At 37.0% G+C, this 14,580-nt stretch carries 15 protein-coding genes; all 15 read left to right on the top strand.

Going from position 1 to position 14,580, the window contains the following annotated elements:
• The first annotated feature begins 3 nt into the window (after nucleotides 1-3).
• The 15 genes from AOB58_RS03895 (at nucleotide 4) to AOB58_RS03835 (ending at nucleotide 14,563) form a co-directional block, all read left to right on the top strand.
• Entirely contained in the window at nucleotides 4-192 is a 189-nt protein-coding gene (locus tag AOB58_RS03895) for a hypothetical protein (RefSeq protein ID WP_064782986.1), read from the top strand.
• Nucleotides 179-1,423: a phage portal protein gene (locus AOB58_RS03890; RefSeq protein ID WP_237283169.1), complete on the top strand. Its 1,245-nt coding sequence runs from the start codon at nucleotides 179-181 to the stop codon at nucleotides 1,421-1,423. Before AOB58_RS03895 ends, AOB58_RS03890 begins: the two co-directional genes overlap by 14 nt.
• A complete protein-coding gene (locus AOB58_RS03885; RefSeq protein ID WP_064782985.1) occupies nucleotides 1,404-1,961 on the top strand; it encodes an HK97 family phage prohead protease in 558 nt (185 codons plus the stop codon). The genes AOB58_RS03890 and AOB58_RS03885 overlap by 20 nt, the downstream gene beginning before the upstream one ends.
• A 47-nt stretch (nucleotides 1,962-2,008) precedes the next feature.
• Nucleotides 2,009-2,437 (top strand): hypothetical protein, encoded by a 429-nt coding sequence (locus tag AOB58_RS13280; protein WP_082920395.1) that lies wholly within the window; start codon nucleotides 2,009-2,011, stop codon nucleotides 2,435-2,437.
• Nucleotides 2,419-3,342 (top strand): phage major capsid protein, encoded by a 924-nt coding sequence (locus AOB58_RS03880; protein WP_082920394.1) that lies wholly within the window; start codon nucleotides 2,419-2,421, stop codon nucleotides 3,340-3,342. The genes AOB58_RS13280 and AOB58_RS03880 overlap by 19 nt, the downstream gene beginning before the upstream one ends.
• A 14-nt stretch (nucleotides 3,343-3,356) precedes the next feature.
• Entirely contained in the window at nucleotides 3,357-3,524 is a 168-nt protein-coding gene (locus AOB58_RS13620; RefSeq protein WP_176722558.1) for a hypothetical protein, read from the top strand.
• Between the two features lie 9 nt (nucleotides 3,525-3,533).
• Nucleotides 3,534-3,863 carry a head-tail connector protein gene (locus AOB58_RS03875; protein ID WP_064782984.1) on the top strand — a complete coding sequence of 110 codons (330 nt, stop codon included), beginning with the start codon at nucleotides 3,534-3,536 and terminating at the stop codon, nucleotides 3,861-3,863.
• Nucleotides 3,833-4,156 carry a head-tail adaptor protein gene (locus AOB58_RS03870; protein ID WP_064782983.1) on the top strand — a complete coding sequence of 108 codons (324 nt, stop codon included), beginning with the start codon at nucleotides 3,833-3,835 and terminating at the stop codon, nucleotides 4,154-4,156. Before AOB58_RS03875 ends, AOB58_RS03870 begins: the two co-directional genes overlap by 31 nt.
• The gene (locus tag AOB58_RS03865) at nucleotides 4,153-4,572 is read left to right on the top strand and encodes an HK97-gp10 family putative phage morphogenesis protein (RefSeq protein ID WP_064782982.1); all 420 of its coding nucleotides are present in this window, start codon (nucleotides 4,153-4,155) and stop codon (nucleotides 4,570-4,572) included. Before AOB58_RS03870 ends, AOB58_RS03865 begins: the two co-directional genes overlap by 4 nt.
• Entirely contained in the window at nucleotides 4,562-4,978 is a 417-nt protein-coding gene (locus AOB58_RS03860) for a hypothetical protein (RefSeq protein WP_064782981.1), read from the top strand. The genes AOB58_RS03865 and AOB58_RS03860 overlap by 11 nt, the downstream gene beginning before the upstream one ends.
• Before the next feature lie 3 nt (nucleotides 4,979-4,981).
• The gene (locus tag AOB58_RS03855; RefSeq protein ID WP_064782980.1) at nucleotides 4,982-5,581 is read left to right on the top strand and encodes a major tail protein; all 600 of its coding nucleotides are present in this window, start codon (nucleotides 4,982-4,984) and stop codon (nucleotides 5,579-5,581) included.
• A 72-nt stretch (nucleotides 5,582-5,653) separates the two neighbouring features.
• Nucleotides 5,654-6,184, top strand: a complete 531-nt coding sequence (gene gpG / locus AOB58_RS03850) for a phage tail assembly chaperone G (protein ID WP_046466093.1) — start codon at nucleotides 5,654-5,656, stop codon at nucleotides 6,182-6,184.
• A gap of 200 nt (nucleotides 6,185-6,384) precedes the next feature.
• Nucleotides 6,385-12,051, top strand: a complete 5,667-nt coding sequence (locus AOB58_RS03845; protein ID WP_064782979.1) for a peptidoglycan DD-metalloendopeptidase family protein — start codon at nucleotides 6,385-6,387, stop codon at nucleotides 12,049-12,051.
• 15 nt (nucleotides 12,052-12,066) lie between these two features.
• Nucleotides 12,067-12,900 carry a phage tail domain-containing protein gene (locus AOB58_RS03840; protein WP_237283168.1) on the top strand — a complete coding sequence of 278 codons (834 nt, stop codon included), beginning with the start codon at nucleotides 12,067-12,069 and terminating at the stop codon, nucleotides 12,898-12,900.
• Between the two features lie 10 nt (nucleotides 12,901-12,910).
• Complete coding sequence (locus tag AOB58_RS03835; RefSeq protein ID WP_064782978.1) at nucleotides 12,911-14,563, top strand: hypothetical protein; 1,653 nt, start codon at nucleotides 12,911-12,913, stop codon at nucleotides 14,561-14,563.
• The last annotated feature ends 17 nt before the right edge of the window (nucleotides 14,564-14,580 follow it).

Genomic DNA, 14,580 nt, shown 5'->3' with positions numbered 1-14,580 from the left:
TGCGTGGACTTAACAAAGAATATATTAGTTATCCTATTCGTGCTTATAGGCGTTGTATCAATCGCTTATGGTGCTTATTTAGCGTGGCAACCTCTTGGCTTTATAATAGGTGGGGTATTGCTAACAGGATTTGCTATGACAATAGACGAACCTTTCAAGAAGGGGGTGGAAATAAATAATGGGAGTATTTAATTTTAATGGTTTCAAACGTAGTAACAACGTATCAGTGGATAAAAGTACATTACGAATGCTAACCGAAGTCGGTGGCGTAGGTGGAATGGCATGGTCCGGAATACAATCGCTTAAAAATAGTGATGTATTTACGGCTATCGACATTATATCTAAAGACATCGCTTCTACCAGTATTAAGTTTAATGACCGAGATAGTTATTTAGACGCTGATAAGAAGATACTCAAGCTGCTGAATAAGCGACCTAATCCATATTTAGATGCTTGGCACTTCAAATACATTATCGTCGCTAACATGCTTTTAAATGGCAACTCATACATTGAGATTGTGCGTAATGAAAATGGCGATCCTATTGAACTGTATCACATGCAGAATAGCGCAACTTCTATTCAACAGGAAGATGACAAAATCAAGTATCACTATATTGATGAACTTGATGGTCATGTTCAGTTGGATGTGGAAGATGTATTGCATTTCCGTATGTTTACGTTAGATGGTTTCAATGGTTACAGCCCTCTATTCTCTCTCGCTAATGAGATAGGCATATCAATGGGTAGTAAACGTTTCTTAGATGACTTCTTTAAAAATGGCGGTACATCTACTGCAATACTTAAATATAACGATTCTGAATATAACGACGAACAAATAATCGCATTGAAAGAACAGTTTGAAAACAGCCAATTAAAAAACAATAGTGGTTTTATAATGCTTGATGACACTATGAGCTTCGAACGACTGCAAGTGCCTACCGAAGTATTGAACTTCTTAAACAGTTATAAGTTCAGTACACAACAGGTTGCTAAAGCGTTCGGATTACCATTGTCTAAGCTAGGTATTGAAACAGTTAACACTTCACTTAAAGATTCTGGCATCGAGTATTACAGAAACACACTATATCCAATCTTCTCAATGATGAATGCTGAGATAGAAGAAAAGCTATTCGCACAAGCGCCATACGAAGTAACACTTGATTATGATGTATCACGATTAGTTGATAGTGATCCAGAGATTAAGTTGGAACGTGTAACACAATTGTTCCAGAAGAAAATACTGACGCTCAACGAAGCACGTGCCGAATTTGGCAAAGAGCCATTACCGGGTGGTGATAAACCACTTGCTGACTTGAATAGTATTTACTTAGAAGATTTATCTGGTTATCAAAACAGTAAGGTTCAGAAGAATATCGATTCCCTACAAAAAGGGGGTGAACCGAGTGGCGAACAGTCAGATTGATACTGGACAACAAGAAATGGTTGTTGAGGGGTATGCGATTATATTCGATACATTGAGTGACGACTTAGGAGGGTTTAAAGAAATTATAAATCCGAATGCACTAAGCGAAGTAGATATATCGGATGTTAAGTGCTTAATCAATCATGATTTCAATCAAGTTGTAGGACGTACCAAAGCCGAAACTTTAGAATTAACGCTAGATAGTAAAGGGTTGTATTTTAAATGTTACTTACCAAACACATCATACGCAAAAGATATATACGAAAATATCAAAGCAGGCAATGTGAATCAATGTAGTTTCTTTTTTACGCTACCACCCAATGACGATACAGCGAGAACATGGCAAAAAGTAGAAGGCGAATACGTACAAACTATCAATAAAATTGATGAACTGATTGAAGTAAGTATTGTAACAATACCAGCGTACCAAGAAACAACAGTTGCAGTTGGTCAACGAGCCAAAGGCTTAGACAAGTTTAAAGAGTTAGAAAAAGTAAAGATTGAGCTTGAATTAGAAGGCTTGCGTATTGATGCGTAGGCTATTTTTTATGCCAATTTTTAACTATTAAAAGGAGGATTTTAAGTATGCCAACTTTACAGGAACAGGCGAAGTCGATTAATGATTTAATTGACCAAGCACAATCGGCAGCTAACAAAGGCGATATTGAAAGCGCTCGTAAGCTGCAAGAAGAAATTACACAAGCAAAAGAAGCTTACAACTCTGAAAAAGAAGTTGTGGATTCTGTATCATCTGAAGAAAAAATCAGTGGTGATTCAGAAGCACCAAAAGAAACAACTGAAACAGAAGAAAAGAACGACAAACCGGACGCTGAATCTGCACCCGAAACAGATGCAGAAGCGAAACCGGAACAAGACAAAGAAACTAAAGCAGACGAGAAAGAAGTACCGGAAGAAAAACCGGAAACACCGGTTGAAGAAAAAACACCAGAAGAATTAGAAGAAGAAAAGAAAAAGAAACTAGGGGCAAACGTTCTATGGCGAGAAAAATTTTAGGTAACCAAGACAAGTTTTCAGAAGAAACAGAAGCGTTTTTAAATTATGTTAAATCGAAAGGTGCGCAACGTGACAACGTTACATCTGTAGAAGCACAACCAATCATTCCGGAAGATATTAAATATACTCCAGAAGAATTACCAGAAACATTCGTTGACTTGAAAAAATTCGTTAACGTACAACCAGTAACAACAGCGTCTGGATCACACCCAATTTTAAATCCAGCACAAGAAACAATGGTAAGTGTGGAAGAATTAGCTAAGAACCCAGAGCTTGCTTCTCCTAAATTCACTGATATTGATTACAAAGTTAAAACTTACCGTGGTCAAATTCCAGTGTCACAAGAAGCACTTGATGATTCAGAAGCTAACTTAGCAAATATCATTGCTAAAAATAACGCACGCCAAGCAGTTAACACTACTAACAAATACATTGCTGATGTAATGAAATCATTTGCACCAGTTGATACTGCTAACTTAGATGATATCAAAGCTATCATCAACGTTGACATTGACCCAGCTTATAATCTTTCATTAGTTGTATCTCAATCGTTCTACCAAGCGTTAGACACACTTAAAGACAAAAATGGTCAATACCTATTAAAACAAGATATCACAAGCCCAACTGGCACGGTGTTATTCGGTCGTCCAGTATTTATTATCAAAGATGAATTGTTTGGCGCTAAAGGTGATAAGAAAGCATTTATCGGTGACTTAAACTATGCAGTATTCTTTGCAGACCGTAAACAAGCGTCAGTTAAATGGGTAGAAAATGAAATCTATGGTCAAATCTTAGCAGCTTACATGCGTTTCGACGTTAAAAAAGGCGTAGAAGAAGCAGGTCGTTTCATTACTTACACTGGTACTGCTGGAGACTTAGGCACAGGTTCAGAACCGGTAGCATAATAGGAGGGAAATAGATGGCTAAATTCAAAGTGTTAAAACCATACAATGATTTAGAGTTAGATAAAAAACTAAAGAAAAATGACGAGGTAGAAATGACTGTCAAACGTGCTGATGAAGTAGAAAATACTTTAAAAGCAAATGGTTTTGATGGTCCTTTTTTAAAACGTTCAGACAAAAAGTAGGTGGTACATGTGTATGAGCTTACAATTGAGAACATCAAAAATGCTATTCGTGTAGATCATGATTTTGATGATAACGAAATAGAACACCTTTACTTGCCATCTGCGAAGCGACAGGTCAAAGGTGCAGTAACGAATGAAGAAGGCTTTTACACATCTAACGATGAAGTGAATAGCCTTTTTAATTTGGCTGTTATTAATCATGTTGCACATCATTACGAGAATCGTTCTATCACAACGCAATTTGAGAAAGTCGATATACCTCAATCATCACTTGCGTTAATTCAAGCGTTAAGGGGTGAGTATGCAAAATGGAAATCGGCAAACTCAAACACAGAATAAAGATATATACAGTCGAGAACACAATAAATGATGAAGGTGGATACGAAGAAGTACCGACCACTATCGCTACTCCGTTTTGTGAAGTGTCAAAAACTACTATTAAAGAATTTAGAAATGAGGACCTAGACACAAGACGTGAAACGATAGTATTCATCATACGTTATCGACAACAAACAGATATACATTCGGGTTTATATGTGGACTTTAAAGGCAAGCAATATGAAATCAAAACTATTGAAACGGACTTTCAAGATATGGAACGCCAACAGTTGAAATGTGAGGTGGTTGAATGACGAAACGTAGAGATTCAGATAAAGATATTTCAGATAAGCTCAACAAGTTGATATGGGAAAGCGAGAAAAAGGCACGTAAAGCTGTTACAGACGCTTCTAAAACTTACGAGGGCATACTCAAAATGAATACACCAGTGTCTGATAAACAAACACATAATGATCATGCGAGAGACGTTACCAAAATATCTAACTTCCAACGTGATGAAGCTTATCCTAAAAAAGATGTTGGTTACCAAATGGGTAAATCTCGTAAAGATGCTGGTTGGTATATCCATTTCCCAGACGTTGGTACAAAAGTTAAAGGTACAGTCAGACAACCAGCTCAACACTTTTTGCGTAAATCTCACGAACAAGCTAAAGGTCCGATAAGAGAAATCTACCGTCAAGCTATGGAAGATGTATTCGATGTCAAATAGGCACCCTATTGTACGTATGTGGGACGTATTACGTAAAGATGAACAGTTGGTTAACCTTATGAATGAAGCCCGTAAAACAAGCGCTAAACAGCCTTTAATATACACATTTGAAATACCCGAATCATATCAGAAAACAGAAGAAGCACCATTCATGCGCTTGACAGAAATCATGAATGGCAATGCGTTAGAAAACGATGGTGGCAGTAGTCATTATCGTTATTTATTTGCTGTTGAAACCTTTGGTAAATCAATCAACGATGTTCATTCAATTAATGAGCGTGTGATTGAAATTATCGATGGCCTCAACGGTATTTGTTTTGAACGAGAGTTGAGCAAGGATGAGGACTTTAGTCTTTATAACCAAATGCTTAGCTTTAATATTATTTTAAATAAAAAGGAGAAATAAACTATGGCAGATAAAAAAGTAGCAATTACATGTGAAGGATTTAAAGTACGTAAACAAGTAGGTAACGGTGTAGAAACAGCTGGGGAAATTACAGATGTACCGGGATTACAAGAAATCGAATTAGAACTAGAACAAGGTAATGAACCAGTATACGCAGATGGTGTTAAAAAACTAGCGTTATTCAGTGGTATTACTGGTGCAACATTAACTACAAGTTTAATGGAACTTACTAAAGAAGAACGTAACGAATTACTAGGCGTGCCGAATGAAAAAGGTATTGAAATGTACAAATCAGATTTAGTACCTCCTTATGTTTCTGCAACTTGGAAATACCGTTGTAATGATGGAACATACATTCATTACGGTTTAACACGTGGTAACTTCAATATTCCAGGTACTAGTGCATCTACTATGGAAGATTCACCAGAACAACAAGACCAAATCGAAATGGAAGGATCGTTCATGCAACGTGAAGAAGATAAATTAGTATTCGCTCGTATTCACAGTGGCGACCCAGATTTTGACGAACTAGAATTTCTTAACGCTATTCATGGTACAGTGACGACTGAACCAACAGAACCAGAAGGCGAACCAGTAGCATAAATTAACTTAGGGCGACCGTAAAGGTCGTCTATTTTTGTATACAAAAATAACTAAACAGGGAGTTTTATAAATATGGCAAAAGTAACTTTAAAAATTGATGGTAAGAACAAAGTTTTCTCAAAAGATAAATTAAATTTAGGTGCAATGAAAGCACAAGCAGAATTTGAAAAGTATATCCAAGAAGGTAATAAAGCGTTTGGTAAATTCCAAAAGTTCACTCGTGATAACAAAGAGTTTGTGAAAGCTGAACAAAAGCACAGTGAAAAATTAGAAAAAGCAGAAACAGATGAAGAATTAGCAGAAGTAGAAAAACTTGGCGAAGAACTAGAACAAATGGAAGGCTACCAAGAATATGTACAAAGAGCCGAAGAACTTGCTGAAGAAATAGAAAACGAGTCAGTTGATAGCGTTCAAATCTTTGATGATTTCGCTAAATTACTTGTAACAGTATTTGACGACAAATTTACAGAAGATGAAGTGTTCGACGGATTAGAACTCGATGGTGGTATCGAAGATGCTTATATGAAGATATTCGCCCACAACGATACGGGAAAGCAAACGAAAAAAGCGAGTACAACAAAGACAAAACAGCAAGCGAAGTAGTAGAAGATATTTACGCAGTATATCGTGATTTTATTGAGAATGCTCAATACAAACCACATGAAGTTGACCAAATAATAATGGAGGACTTCAATAAATACTTCTCTACTAAGAAACGTAAGAAAAAGGCATCTAAAGTTGCTAAGTCTGGCGCATTAAGTCCAGAACAAATGATGGCGATGTTATAAAAAGGTGGTGAGAGAATGGCAGATTTTAATTTAAGTGCTGAGGTGTCGATGGACGTTGATCCCCTCAAAGCTTCCAAGACCACGATTGAGCGTAACCTTAAAGCTATAAACAAATCTTTACGTGATCAACGTAAGGAATTTAAACAGAATGAAGCAAGCGCTGAATCGTTGGCAAAGCAAGAAGCAGATTTAGGGCGTGCAGTTAAGTTACAAGAAGGTTTGCTAAAACAACGTAATAAAACGCTAGATGAAATGCAACGTCAAATGAAGCAGAGTAACAATGTGACTGATGAACAAAAGATAAAGCTACAGAATGCTAGTCGTGCAGTACAACAAGCAGAAAATCAGTTGAATGGTTACGAAAACGAGTTAAAGCAAACACAGGCACAACAAAAGCTACTAGGTCGTTCCACAGATACAGTTAAAAATAGTTTAGGTCAATTGCGTAACGAAGCTAAGTTAACTGAAATGCGATTTAAACAATCAGAGAAAAGCGTTAGTGGTTACAAAAATAGGTTAACTGAACTTAGCCACACAATGCAAAAACAAAAAGCGCACACCGATTTACTTAAAGGTAATTTAAGAGAGTTAGAACGAGCGCAACAAGGTAACAGTCGTGAAGCTAAAGGATTAAGAAACGATATTATCAAAGAAGCGCTCGCTTTCCAAGTGTTGCAAGGTCGTATTGATGAAACTACAGACGAGTTAAAAGAGTACCAACGCCAACAAAGGTTAATGGGTACTGCTACACGTGCTTGGGAAGGCGCAAGAGATTCAATGGATCGTATCGCTACCACATTACGTAGTTTAGGTGAACTAACACAAGGCATTGTGGGTGGTGTTATGACTACGCACTTTTCAGCACTCGTACCAATATTAGGTTCAATCGTTAGTTTAGGTGCTGGATTAGGTGGCATGTTAGTTGCGTCTGCTGGTGGTGCTATCGGAATGGGTGGCGCATTTGGTATTGCTGGCGTAGCTGTTAAAGCGTTTGCTGGTCAAGCTACTTACGCACTCAAAATGTTAGAAGATGGTCAGTTACGAGTAACAAATGAAGTAACGACTTACCAGACTGCATTAGATAGACTTAAATCATCATGGGAAGGCTTAATTGCGCAGAATCAAGCAGCTATATTCAATACTATGACAAATGGTATTAACACAGCTAGGTTTGCACTAAACACATTGAATCCCTTCCTAACTAAAACAGCAACACAGATAGAAACAGCAAGTGGCAAAATGCTTGATTGGGCTAAAAATTCAGCTAATGCTAAGAAAGCTTTTGATATTTTAAACACTCAAGGGCCTAAGATATTCCAACACTTGTTAAATGCTACACAGAGTTTTGTTAATGGCTCGGCTGCGTTGTTTAATAAACTAAGTCCATTATATGGTTGGGCTGCTAAAGGCTTTGCTAATATGGCTAAGAGTTTTGATAACTGGGCTAATTCAGTACAGGGATCTAAAGCAATTAATGGTTTCATTGAATATACGAAAACTAACTTACCTATTGTAGGTAGTATATTCGGAAATGTATTTAAAGGTATTATTAGTTTATTCCAAGCATTTAGTGGTCATTCTCATAATGTATTAGTTGGTATAAAGAATGTAACTAAAGGATTTGCAGAATGGTCAGAAGGATTGAAAAAATCTGATGGTTTCAAACAGTTTGTTCAATACCTAGAAGTGAATGGTCCTAAAGTGTGGACATTAATTAAGAACATTACCTCTACATTATGGGGATTAGCTAAAGGTATGGCACCAGTTGGCGCTGCAGTATTAAGTATGAGTGGTGCCTTCTTCAAATGGACTGCCACAATGACAAACGCACATCCAATAATTGGTAAGATACTAGGTATTATGACTGCATTAGGTGGCGTGACGTTACTTGCTGCTAAGCCCATACTTCTATTAAGAGGTGCTTTGCTAGGTGCTACTGGTGCGACTAAATTATTCGGTAATGCAGGTGCAATAGCAGCGATTAAGACTAATGTTGCTAAGACTGCTACTAAGTTATGGACTGCAACTATAACATTGTTAAGCACAGCTATGAAAGTTGCTAGAGGGCAATTGGCATTACAAACTGTACTGACAGGCAAGTATTCACTTGCAACTAAATTAGCTGCAGTAGCTTCAAGAGGGTTAGGGTTAGCAATAAGATTCATGACTGGTCCTATAGGCTGGGTAATTACTGCTATTGGATTACTGGTCGCAGGGATCATGCATTTGTGGAAAACAAACGCTACATTCAGAAATGCTGTTATCAGTATTTGGAATAGTATTAAATCAGCCGCAATAGCGACGTTCGGTTTCCTTAAACCTTATATTGTTGGAATATGGAACGGAATAAAAACAGCATCTATATGGATTTGGAACACATTAAAATCAGCAGCAGTTGCAACGTGGAACGGTATTAAATTTGCAGTACAAAATCCAATGCAAGCGTTAAAGAATGTGTTGTCTGCAATATGGAAGGATATTAAAGCGACTGCAATTTGGATATGGAACACCTTAAAAACAGGTGTTGTGAACATAGTTAAAGCGTTAGTCAATGGTGTTAAATGGTATATAACAACCGTTAAAACAGTCATATCGACCGTATTCAACGCAGCTAAATCAATAGCTATCCGAATATGGACTGCTATTAAGAACACAGTAGTAAATTTAGCTAAAGGTTTATGGACTGGCGTTAAAAATGCGTTTACATCGCTTAAGAACAGTGTTACATCCATATTTAATGCAATTAAGAACTTTGCTATTAAAGTATGGCTAACAATAAGAAGTAAGGTTATTTCGCTTGCTGTTGCCTTATATAATGGCGTACGTAAAGCTTTTAATTCATTGAAAAACAGTGTTACATCCATATTTAATGCAATTAAGAACTTTGCTATTAAAGTATGGACAACAGTTAAAAATGCAGTGGTTTCGAGAGCAAAAGCATTGTGGAATGGCGTAAAAAATAATTTTAATAGCTTAAAGAATAGTGTGACTTCTATATTTAATGCAGTTAAAAACTTTAGTATTAAAGTATGGACGCTGATGAAGAATAGAATAATAGCAAATGCTAAATTATTATGGAATGGCGTACGCAATACGTTCAACGCTTTGAAAAAAGGTGTAACCTCAATATTTAATGCGGTTAAGAATTTCTCTTTAAAACTATGGACTAACTTAAAAAATGGAACCATTTCAAGAGCAAAAGCGTTGTGGACAGGTGTACGTAATACATTCAATGCACTTAAAAAAGGCACGACTAATATATTTAATGCGGTTAGTAGTTACATGAGTAATAAATGGAACAGTATTAAATCTGGCACTATAAACAAAGCTAAAGCGTTATGGTCGGGTGTAAAAGGTGCTTGGAGTAACTTAAGTAAAGGTACCAGAAATACAATGAATTCTGTCGGTAAATTTATGAGTTCTAAATGGTCTAGCGTCAAATCAAACACAGTAAATAAAGCTAAAGATACATGGTCTGGTGTACGTGGCGCTTGGTCGTCTCTCTCTAAAGGGACACGAAATACTATGAATTCTTTAGGTGGATTCATGAGCAAAAAGTGGTCATCTATCCGCAATGGTACAGTGAATCTTGTTGACAGTCTTAAGAGTAGAGTCACTGGAATTATGAGCAAAATGGGTGACGGTATCAAAGGCACAGTAAGTAAAATTAAAGGTTTCTTCACTGACATGATAGGCAGTGTAAAAAGTGGACTCAATAAACTTATCGACGGCGTTAACTTCGTTGGTAAAAAACTTGGTATGGATAAGATTGACCCAGTCAACTTCCACACAGGTACGACTCATACACAAACTAACTTAGTTAAGAATGGTAAGATTTCTCAAGATACTATGGCTACTGTAGGAGATAAAGGTAAAGGTAATGGTCCGGGTGGATTCAGACACGAAACGATCATACCACCTAAAGGTAAACCGTTCATTACACCTAACAGAGATACGACAATGCCAATCAGTAAAGGCACTGCTATTATGAATGGCGCACAAACACATGCGATGCTAAGTAACAATAGCTCGGAATTTGCAAGTGGTACAATACCTAAATTTGCTAAAGGAACAGGATGGGACATGCTTGGTGGTGGTGGCCCTAAACCTAAAAAACATAAGAAAGACGATGACATATTCGGTGATATCGTCAATGGTGGTAAAGCTTTAAAAGGTACCGTTGTTGAAGGTGGTAAAGCTGCAGTAACTAAAACACTTGAAGGAGCTGCTAAAGGTACAAAATGGCTTGGAGATGCAGTCGGTGATGTAATGGATTGGGTTGATAAGCCAGGGAAACTGCTCGATAAAGTATTAGAAGGCTTTGGCGTAGATATGGGGGCTTTCGGAATTGGTAAAGCAGCTAGTTTACCTTTTGATATGATGAAAGGTATGTTTAGCAAACTTAAAAAAGCTACTATAAACACATTTACTTCATGGATGGAAGAATCGGCAGAAGGCGATGGAGGATACATCGACCTTTCTAAAGGTATTAATTTCCCGTTCAGTCCAAACGGTAGAGCTCCAGGTTACCCATTTGCTGGACCACACATGGGTGTCGATTTAAATTATGTTAATGACAAACTATATTCAGTTCTAAATGGTAAAGCTACTGCTCGTAAAGGTTGGAACGGTGGCTTTGGTAACATGGTTGACATTGTTAAAGGTGCAACTAAAGTTATTTATGGTCACATGAGTAAACACGCTTTCAGTGGAAGTAAAAATGTAAAACCAGGCGACTATTTAGGTGTATCTGGTAACAGCGGTCGTTCATCAGGACCTCACTTACACTTTGAAGTTCAAAAAAATGGAACGCCAATTGACCCATTGAAATGGTTGAAGAAAAATGACGGTGGTGGCGGAGGTAACGGTAAATGGAAATCTAAAGTTAAACAAGCTGCCAAAGCCACAGGTGTAAAATTATCTGGGTCAAAATTAAATGATGTTCTTAAACTTATTCAAACTGAATCTGGCGGACGTGCAGGAGTTACACAACAAATCCAAGATGTTAACTCCGGTGGTAATGAAGCACAAGGACTATTACAATACACTCCTGGTACATTTAGAGGTTATGCTGCCAAAGGTAAAAAGAATATCAAAAATGGTTATCACCAACTAATGGCGTTCTTCAATAACTCGAACTGGTCAAGTGACTTAGCAGCGTGGAAACGAAGAATGGCTAGAGGTTCAACTGGTTGGGGACCGACTGGTAGTCGTAGAGGTTACGCTACAGGTACTAACAATGCTAGACGTGGTTTTAACCAAGTATTTGAAGAAGGTGGCGAAATCATGCAAATGCGTGGTGGCGAAACTGTTATTCCTAATGACGTTTCAATCCAAGCATTTAAACAGATTGCAACAAGTGACATCTTCAATCGTACACAAACAGCAGTATATGACGCTATATCACAATATGCAGACCAACTAAGAGAGAAACAACAAGTGGCTACACGTGAGCAACAAGAATTAAGTAGATTGAGTAGAGAGAATACAGACATCAAAGAACAAAACGGACTACTCAAACAATTACTAGGTAAGATGGATGCTTTACTTAACTCTAATCAAAATATCGAAACATCTAACCAAGAAATTAGAGATAAAAATTACTTCCCTAGTAGTCGTGAAATGACGAAAATGAATAATGAAAACATGGCATTAAACAGCGCAACACAATTAATGAGATAAAGGGGGTATATACATTTGACCTTTACACTGTATGACCCAAATATGAACAAAGTAGATTATCCGGTGGGCGTTCGCCCGCTGGATTTACTTGTTTCATCTATAGAAAAGGAACGTAAAGAACAGCAAATAGACGGTGTACCAGGTGTCGTAGATTACGGATACAACTACAAAGGTAGAGAAGTTAAAATGAACTTCATGACTGAACACTATCATGGAACGTTTGACCACAGGTTACAACGTGATGAAGTGTACAACTTGTTTGATGAACACCCATTTTTATATGTAAGCGATGATACAGTACCTTCAAGAATGTTAAAAATAACAGTCGATGGATCGTTTACACCAGAACGTTACGGTTATTGGTACTCAACGTTTGAAGTAGACGCACGAATCACAGGATTACCTTTTTGGCGTACGAAGTATACAACGCAAGAAATTGAAAGTAGTGGATATAGTGGTCTAGTTGAGAAGTATGGTACAGCTGATGGTTTACACGTTGACTATCTTAAATACACATTCACAGATACAACATTCAAGGTGTGGAATGGTGGGAATGTAACGGTTGACCCACGTAATATGGATTTAAAAATCAGATTATACAGATTAGTAACTGATGGTGGTTTCACTATGACAAACAAAACAACGGGTGAAGTGTTTAAATATACTGCACCTAGGACGGGTAACACTGTTGATTTAAACGGTGTTAAAGCTTTAGTTGGTTTAGCGTCAAATAGGTTACGTGAAACGAATCGTAAATTTATTAGCTTGGTACCGGGTGAAAACGAAATAACAATCAGTGGGGGAACGGTTGATAACATTCAATTCGATTTCCCTTTTTATTATAAATAGGAGGTATTTTATGGCTAATAGACATGTATTAGATGGCTTCTGGGATAGAAAGAATGTGAACGGAGTTAATAATAACTTCGTTTTTCTTTTTTCCCAAATAAGCGAATTGCTAACAAATGTGGATGGCATTAGTAATGATCTTGCTACAAAGGTACAAACATATGAAAATAACTTCAAATATCTATTTGAAAGTGTAGAAAAGACGTTACAAATCAGTTCAGATGCTGAACAAGCAATACAACAAGCACAAGAAGCAAACGCAGAAAATAAAAGTGTTCAAAAACAAATAGATCAATTGATTATAGATAATGGTCAAAGTGATGCGGAAGTTACACAGGCACGTGTGGACATTAACGGTGTGGCTAGTGACACATTAAAAGCACGTATTGATAATGTGCAAACTGGTGTTATAGACGCATCACAAAAGAGTGCTTTATACGATAAGTTATATGGAACACTTACTAATTTAAAAGTACCATCTGATTTAAATATCGCAGTTCCATTCACAGTGCAATCTGCTTTGAATGGTAATGTAAAAGTAAATTATGATGTTGGCGTAAATAAAAACGCAGTAACTAAACGATACTATGTAGATGCTAAAACAGGTGATAACACAAACGCTGGTACAGAATCAGCACCTTTTCAATCAATCAATAGAGCCATACGCTATGGTGATGCAGATGAAATTGTGGTACAAGAAGGTGCTTACGGTTGGACACATGGTTTTAGTGGATTTTCACAAACGAAACCTTTCAACTTAATTGGAAAAGGTAAAGTATTAATCGGCGCACATCGTGATGGTGTTGCGTGGACACAAAACCCTACTCATACAAATGTTTATCAAACTAACCAAACAAACGTTGTTGAAGTAATCGACTACAATAATATTGATGATATTAAGTTTTTAACTAAGCGTAATAGCGTACAAGAAGTATCGGACAACGTTGGGTCTTATTACATCGACAGTTCTAACAATATATATGTTCGTACACATGATGACAGAGTACCAGATGACCAAATACTACCGAACATGTTTAGTGATACGGTTAAGATTACTGATAATCCAAAGGTTTATTTTGAAAACATACGATTTACTAATAGCGTTAAATTGTCAGCAACTAAAGCTGGAAATAAATTCTTCGCAAAAAATTGTTACTTCTCTATTGGTAGTGGTGGTAATGCCTTAAGTATTGAGGGGTATGATTACAATATCTTACAATCATGCGTGGCTAAACACGCAACGATGGATGGTTTTAACTACCACATTAAGAATGGTATTCTACCTAAAGTTATTGAAATTGATTGTGTTGGTTTTGACAATGGACGTAATGGCGCAGACCAGAATAACGGTTCAACTATGCACGATGGGGGACAAATAATCCGTATCGGTGGAGAGTATCACAACAACGGTGGACCAAACGTAATCGATGTAAATGAAGGTACAGTATCTGTGAACATAGGTGTACATTCTTATGGTTCACGTGCTACAACTGGAACGATTTCAAATACAAGTTTTAAAAATGGTAACGTTGGTAAATCTAAAATGTACTTATTCAACTGTGTATCAAATGATAGCGATTATTCAATCGTTACTGCAACTACAGAAGGTAGTGTCACATCGGTTGAAAACTCATTATTACTAGAACCAGAAACCACTTATTAATAGTGGTTTTTTCTTTT

This window comes from Staphylococcus sp. AntiMn-1 (genome assembly GCF_001663395.1).
GTDB classification, from domain to species: Bacteria; Bacillota; Bacilli; order Staphylococcales; family Staphylococcaceae; genus Staphylococcus; species Staphylococcus equorum.
The sequence above is the reverse complement of the archived record's forward strand: the minus strand, read 5'-3'. Positions and strand labels throughout refer to the sequence as shown.

What these genes read in the sequence shown, in the direction of transcription:
- AOB58_RS03870 (WP_064782983.1), top strand. Translation starts at nt 3,833, where the DNA reads ATGGAAATCGGCAAACTCAAACACAGAATAAAGATATATACAGTCGAG.
- AOB58_RS03890 (WP_237283169.1), top strand. Translation starts at nt 179, where the DNA reads ATGGGAGTATTTAATTTTAATGGTTTCAAACGTAGTAACAACGTATCA.
- AOB58_RS03865 (WP_064782982.1), top strand. Translation starts at nt 4,153, where the DNA reads ATGACGAAACGTAGAGATTCAGATAAAGATATTTCAGATAAGCTCAAC.
- AOB58_RS13280 (WP_082920395.1), top strand. Translation starts at nt 2,009, where the DNA reads ATGCCAACTTTACAGGAACAGGCGAAGTCGATTAATGATTTAATTGAC.
- AOB58_RS03855 (WP_064782980.1), top strand. Translation starts at nt 4,982, where the DNA reads ATGGCAGATAAAAAAGTAGCAATTACATGTGAAGGATTTAAAGTACGT.
- AOB58_RS03845 (WP_064782979.1), top strand. Translation starts at nt 6,385, where the DNA reads ATGGCAGATTTTAATTTAAGTGCTGAGGTGTCGATGGACGTTGATCCC.
- AOB58_RS03860 (WP_064782981.1), top strand. Translation starts at nt 4,562, where the DNA reads ATGTCAAATAGGCACCCTATTGTACGTATGTGGGACGTATTACGTAAA.
- AOB58_RS03880 (WP_082920394.1), top strand. Translation starts at nt 2,419, where the DNA reads ATGGCGAGAAAAATTTTAGGTAACCAAGACAAGTTTTCAGAAGAAACA.
- AOB58_RS03835 (WP_064782978.1), top strand. Translation starts at nt 12,911, where the DNA reads ATGGCTAATAGACATGTATTAGATGGCTTCTGGGATAGAAAGAATGTG.
- gpG (WP_046466093.1), top strand. Translation starts at nt 5,654, where the DNA reads ATGGCAAAAGTAACTTTAAAAATTGATGGTAAGAACAAAGTTTTCTCA.
- AOB58_RS13620 (WP_176722558.1), top strand. Translation starts at nt 3,357, where the DNA reads ATGGCTAAATTCAAAGTGTTAAAACCATACAATGATTTAGAGTTAGAT.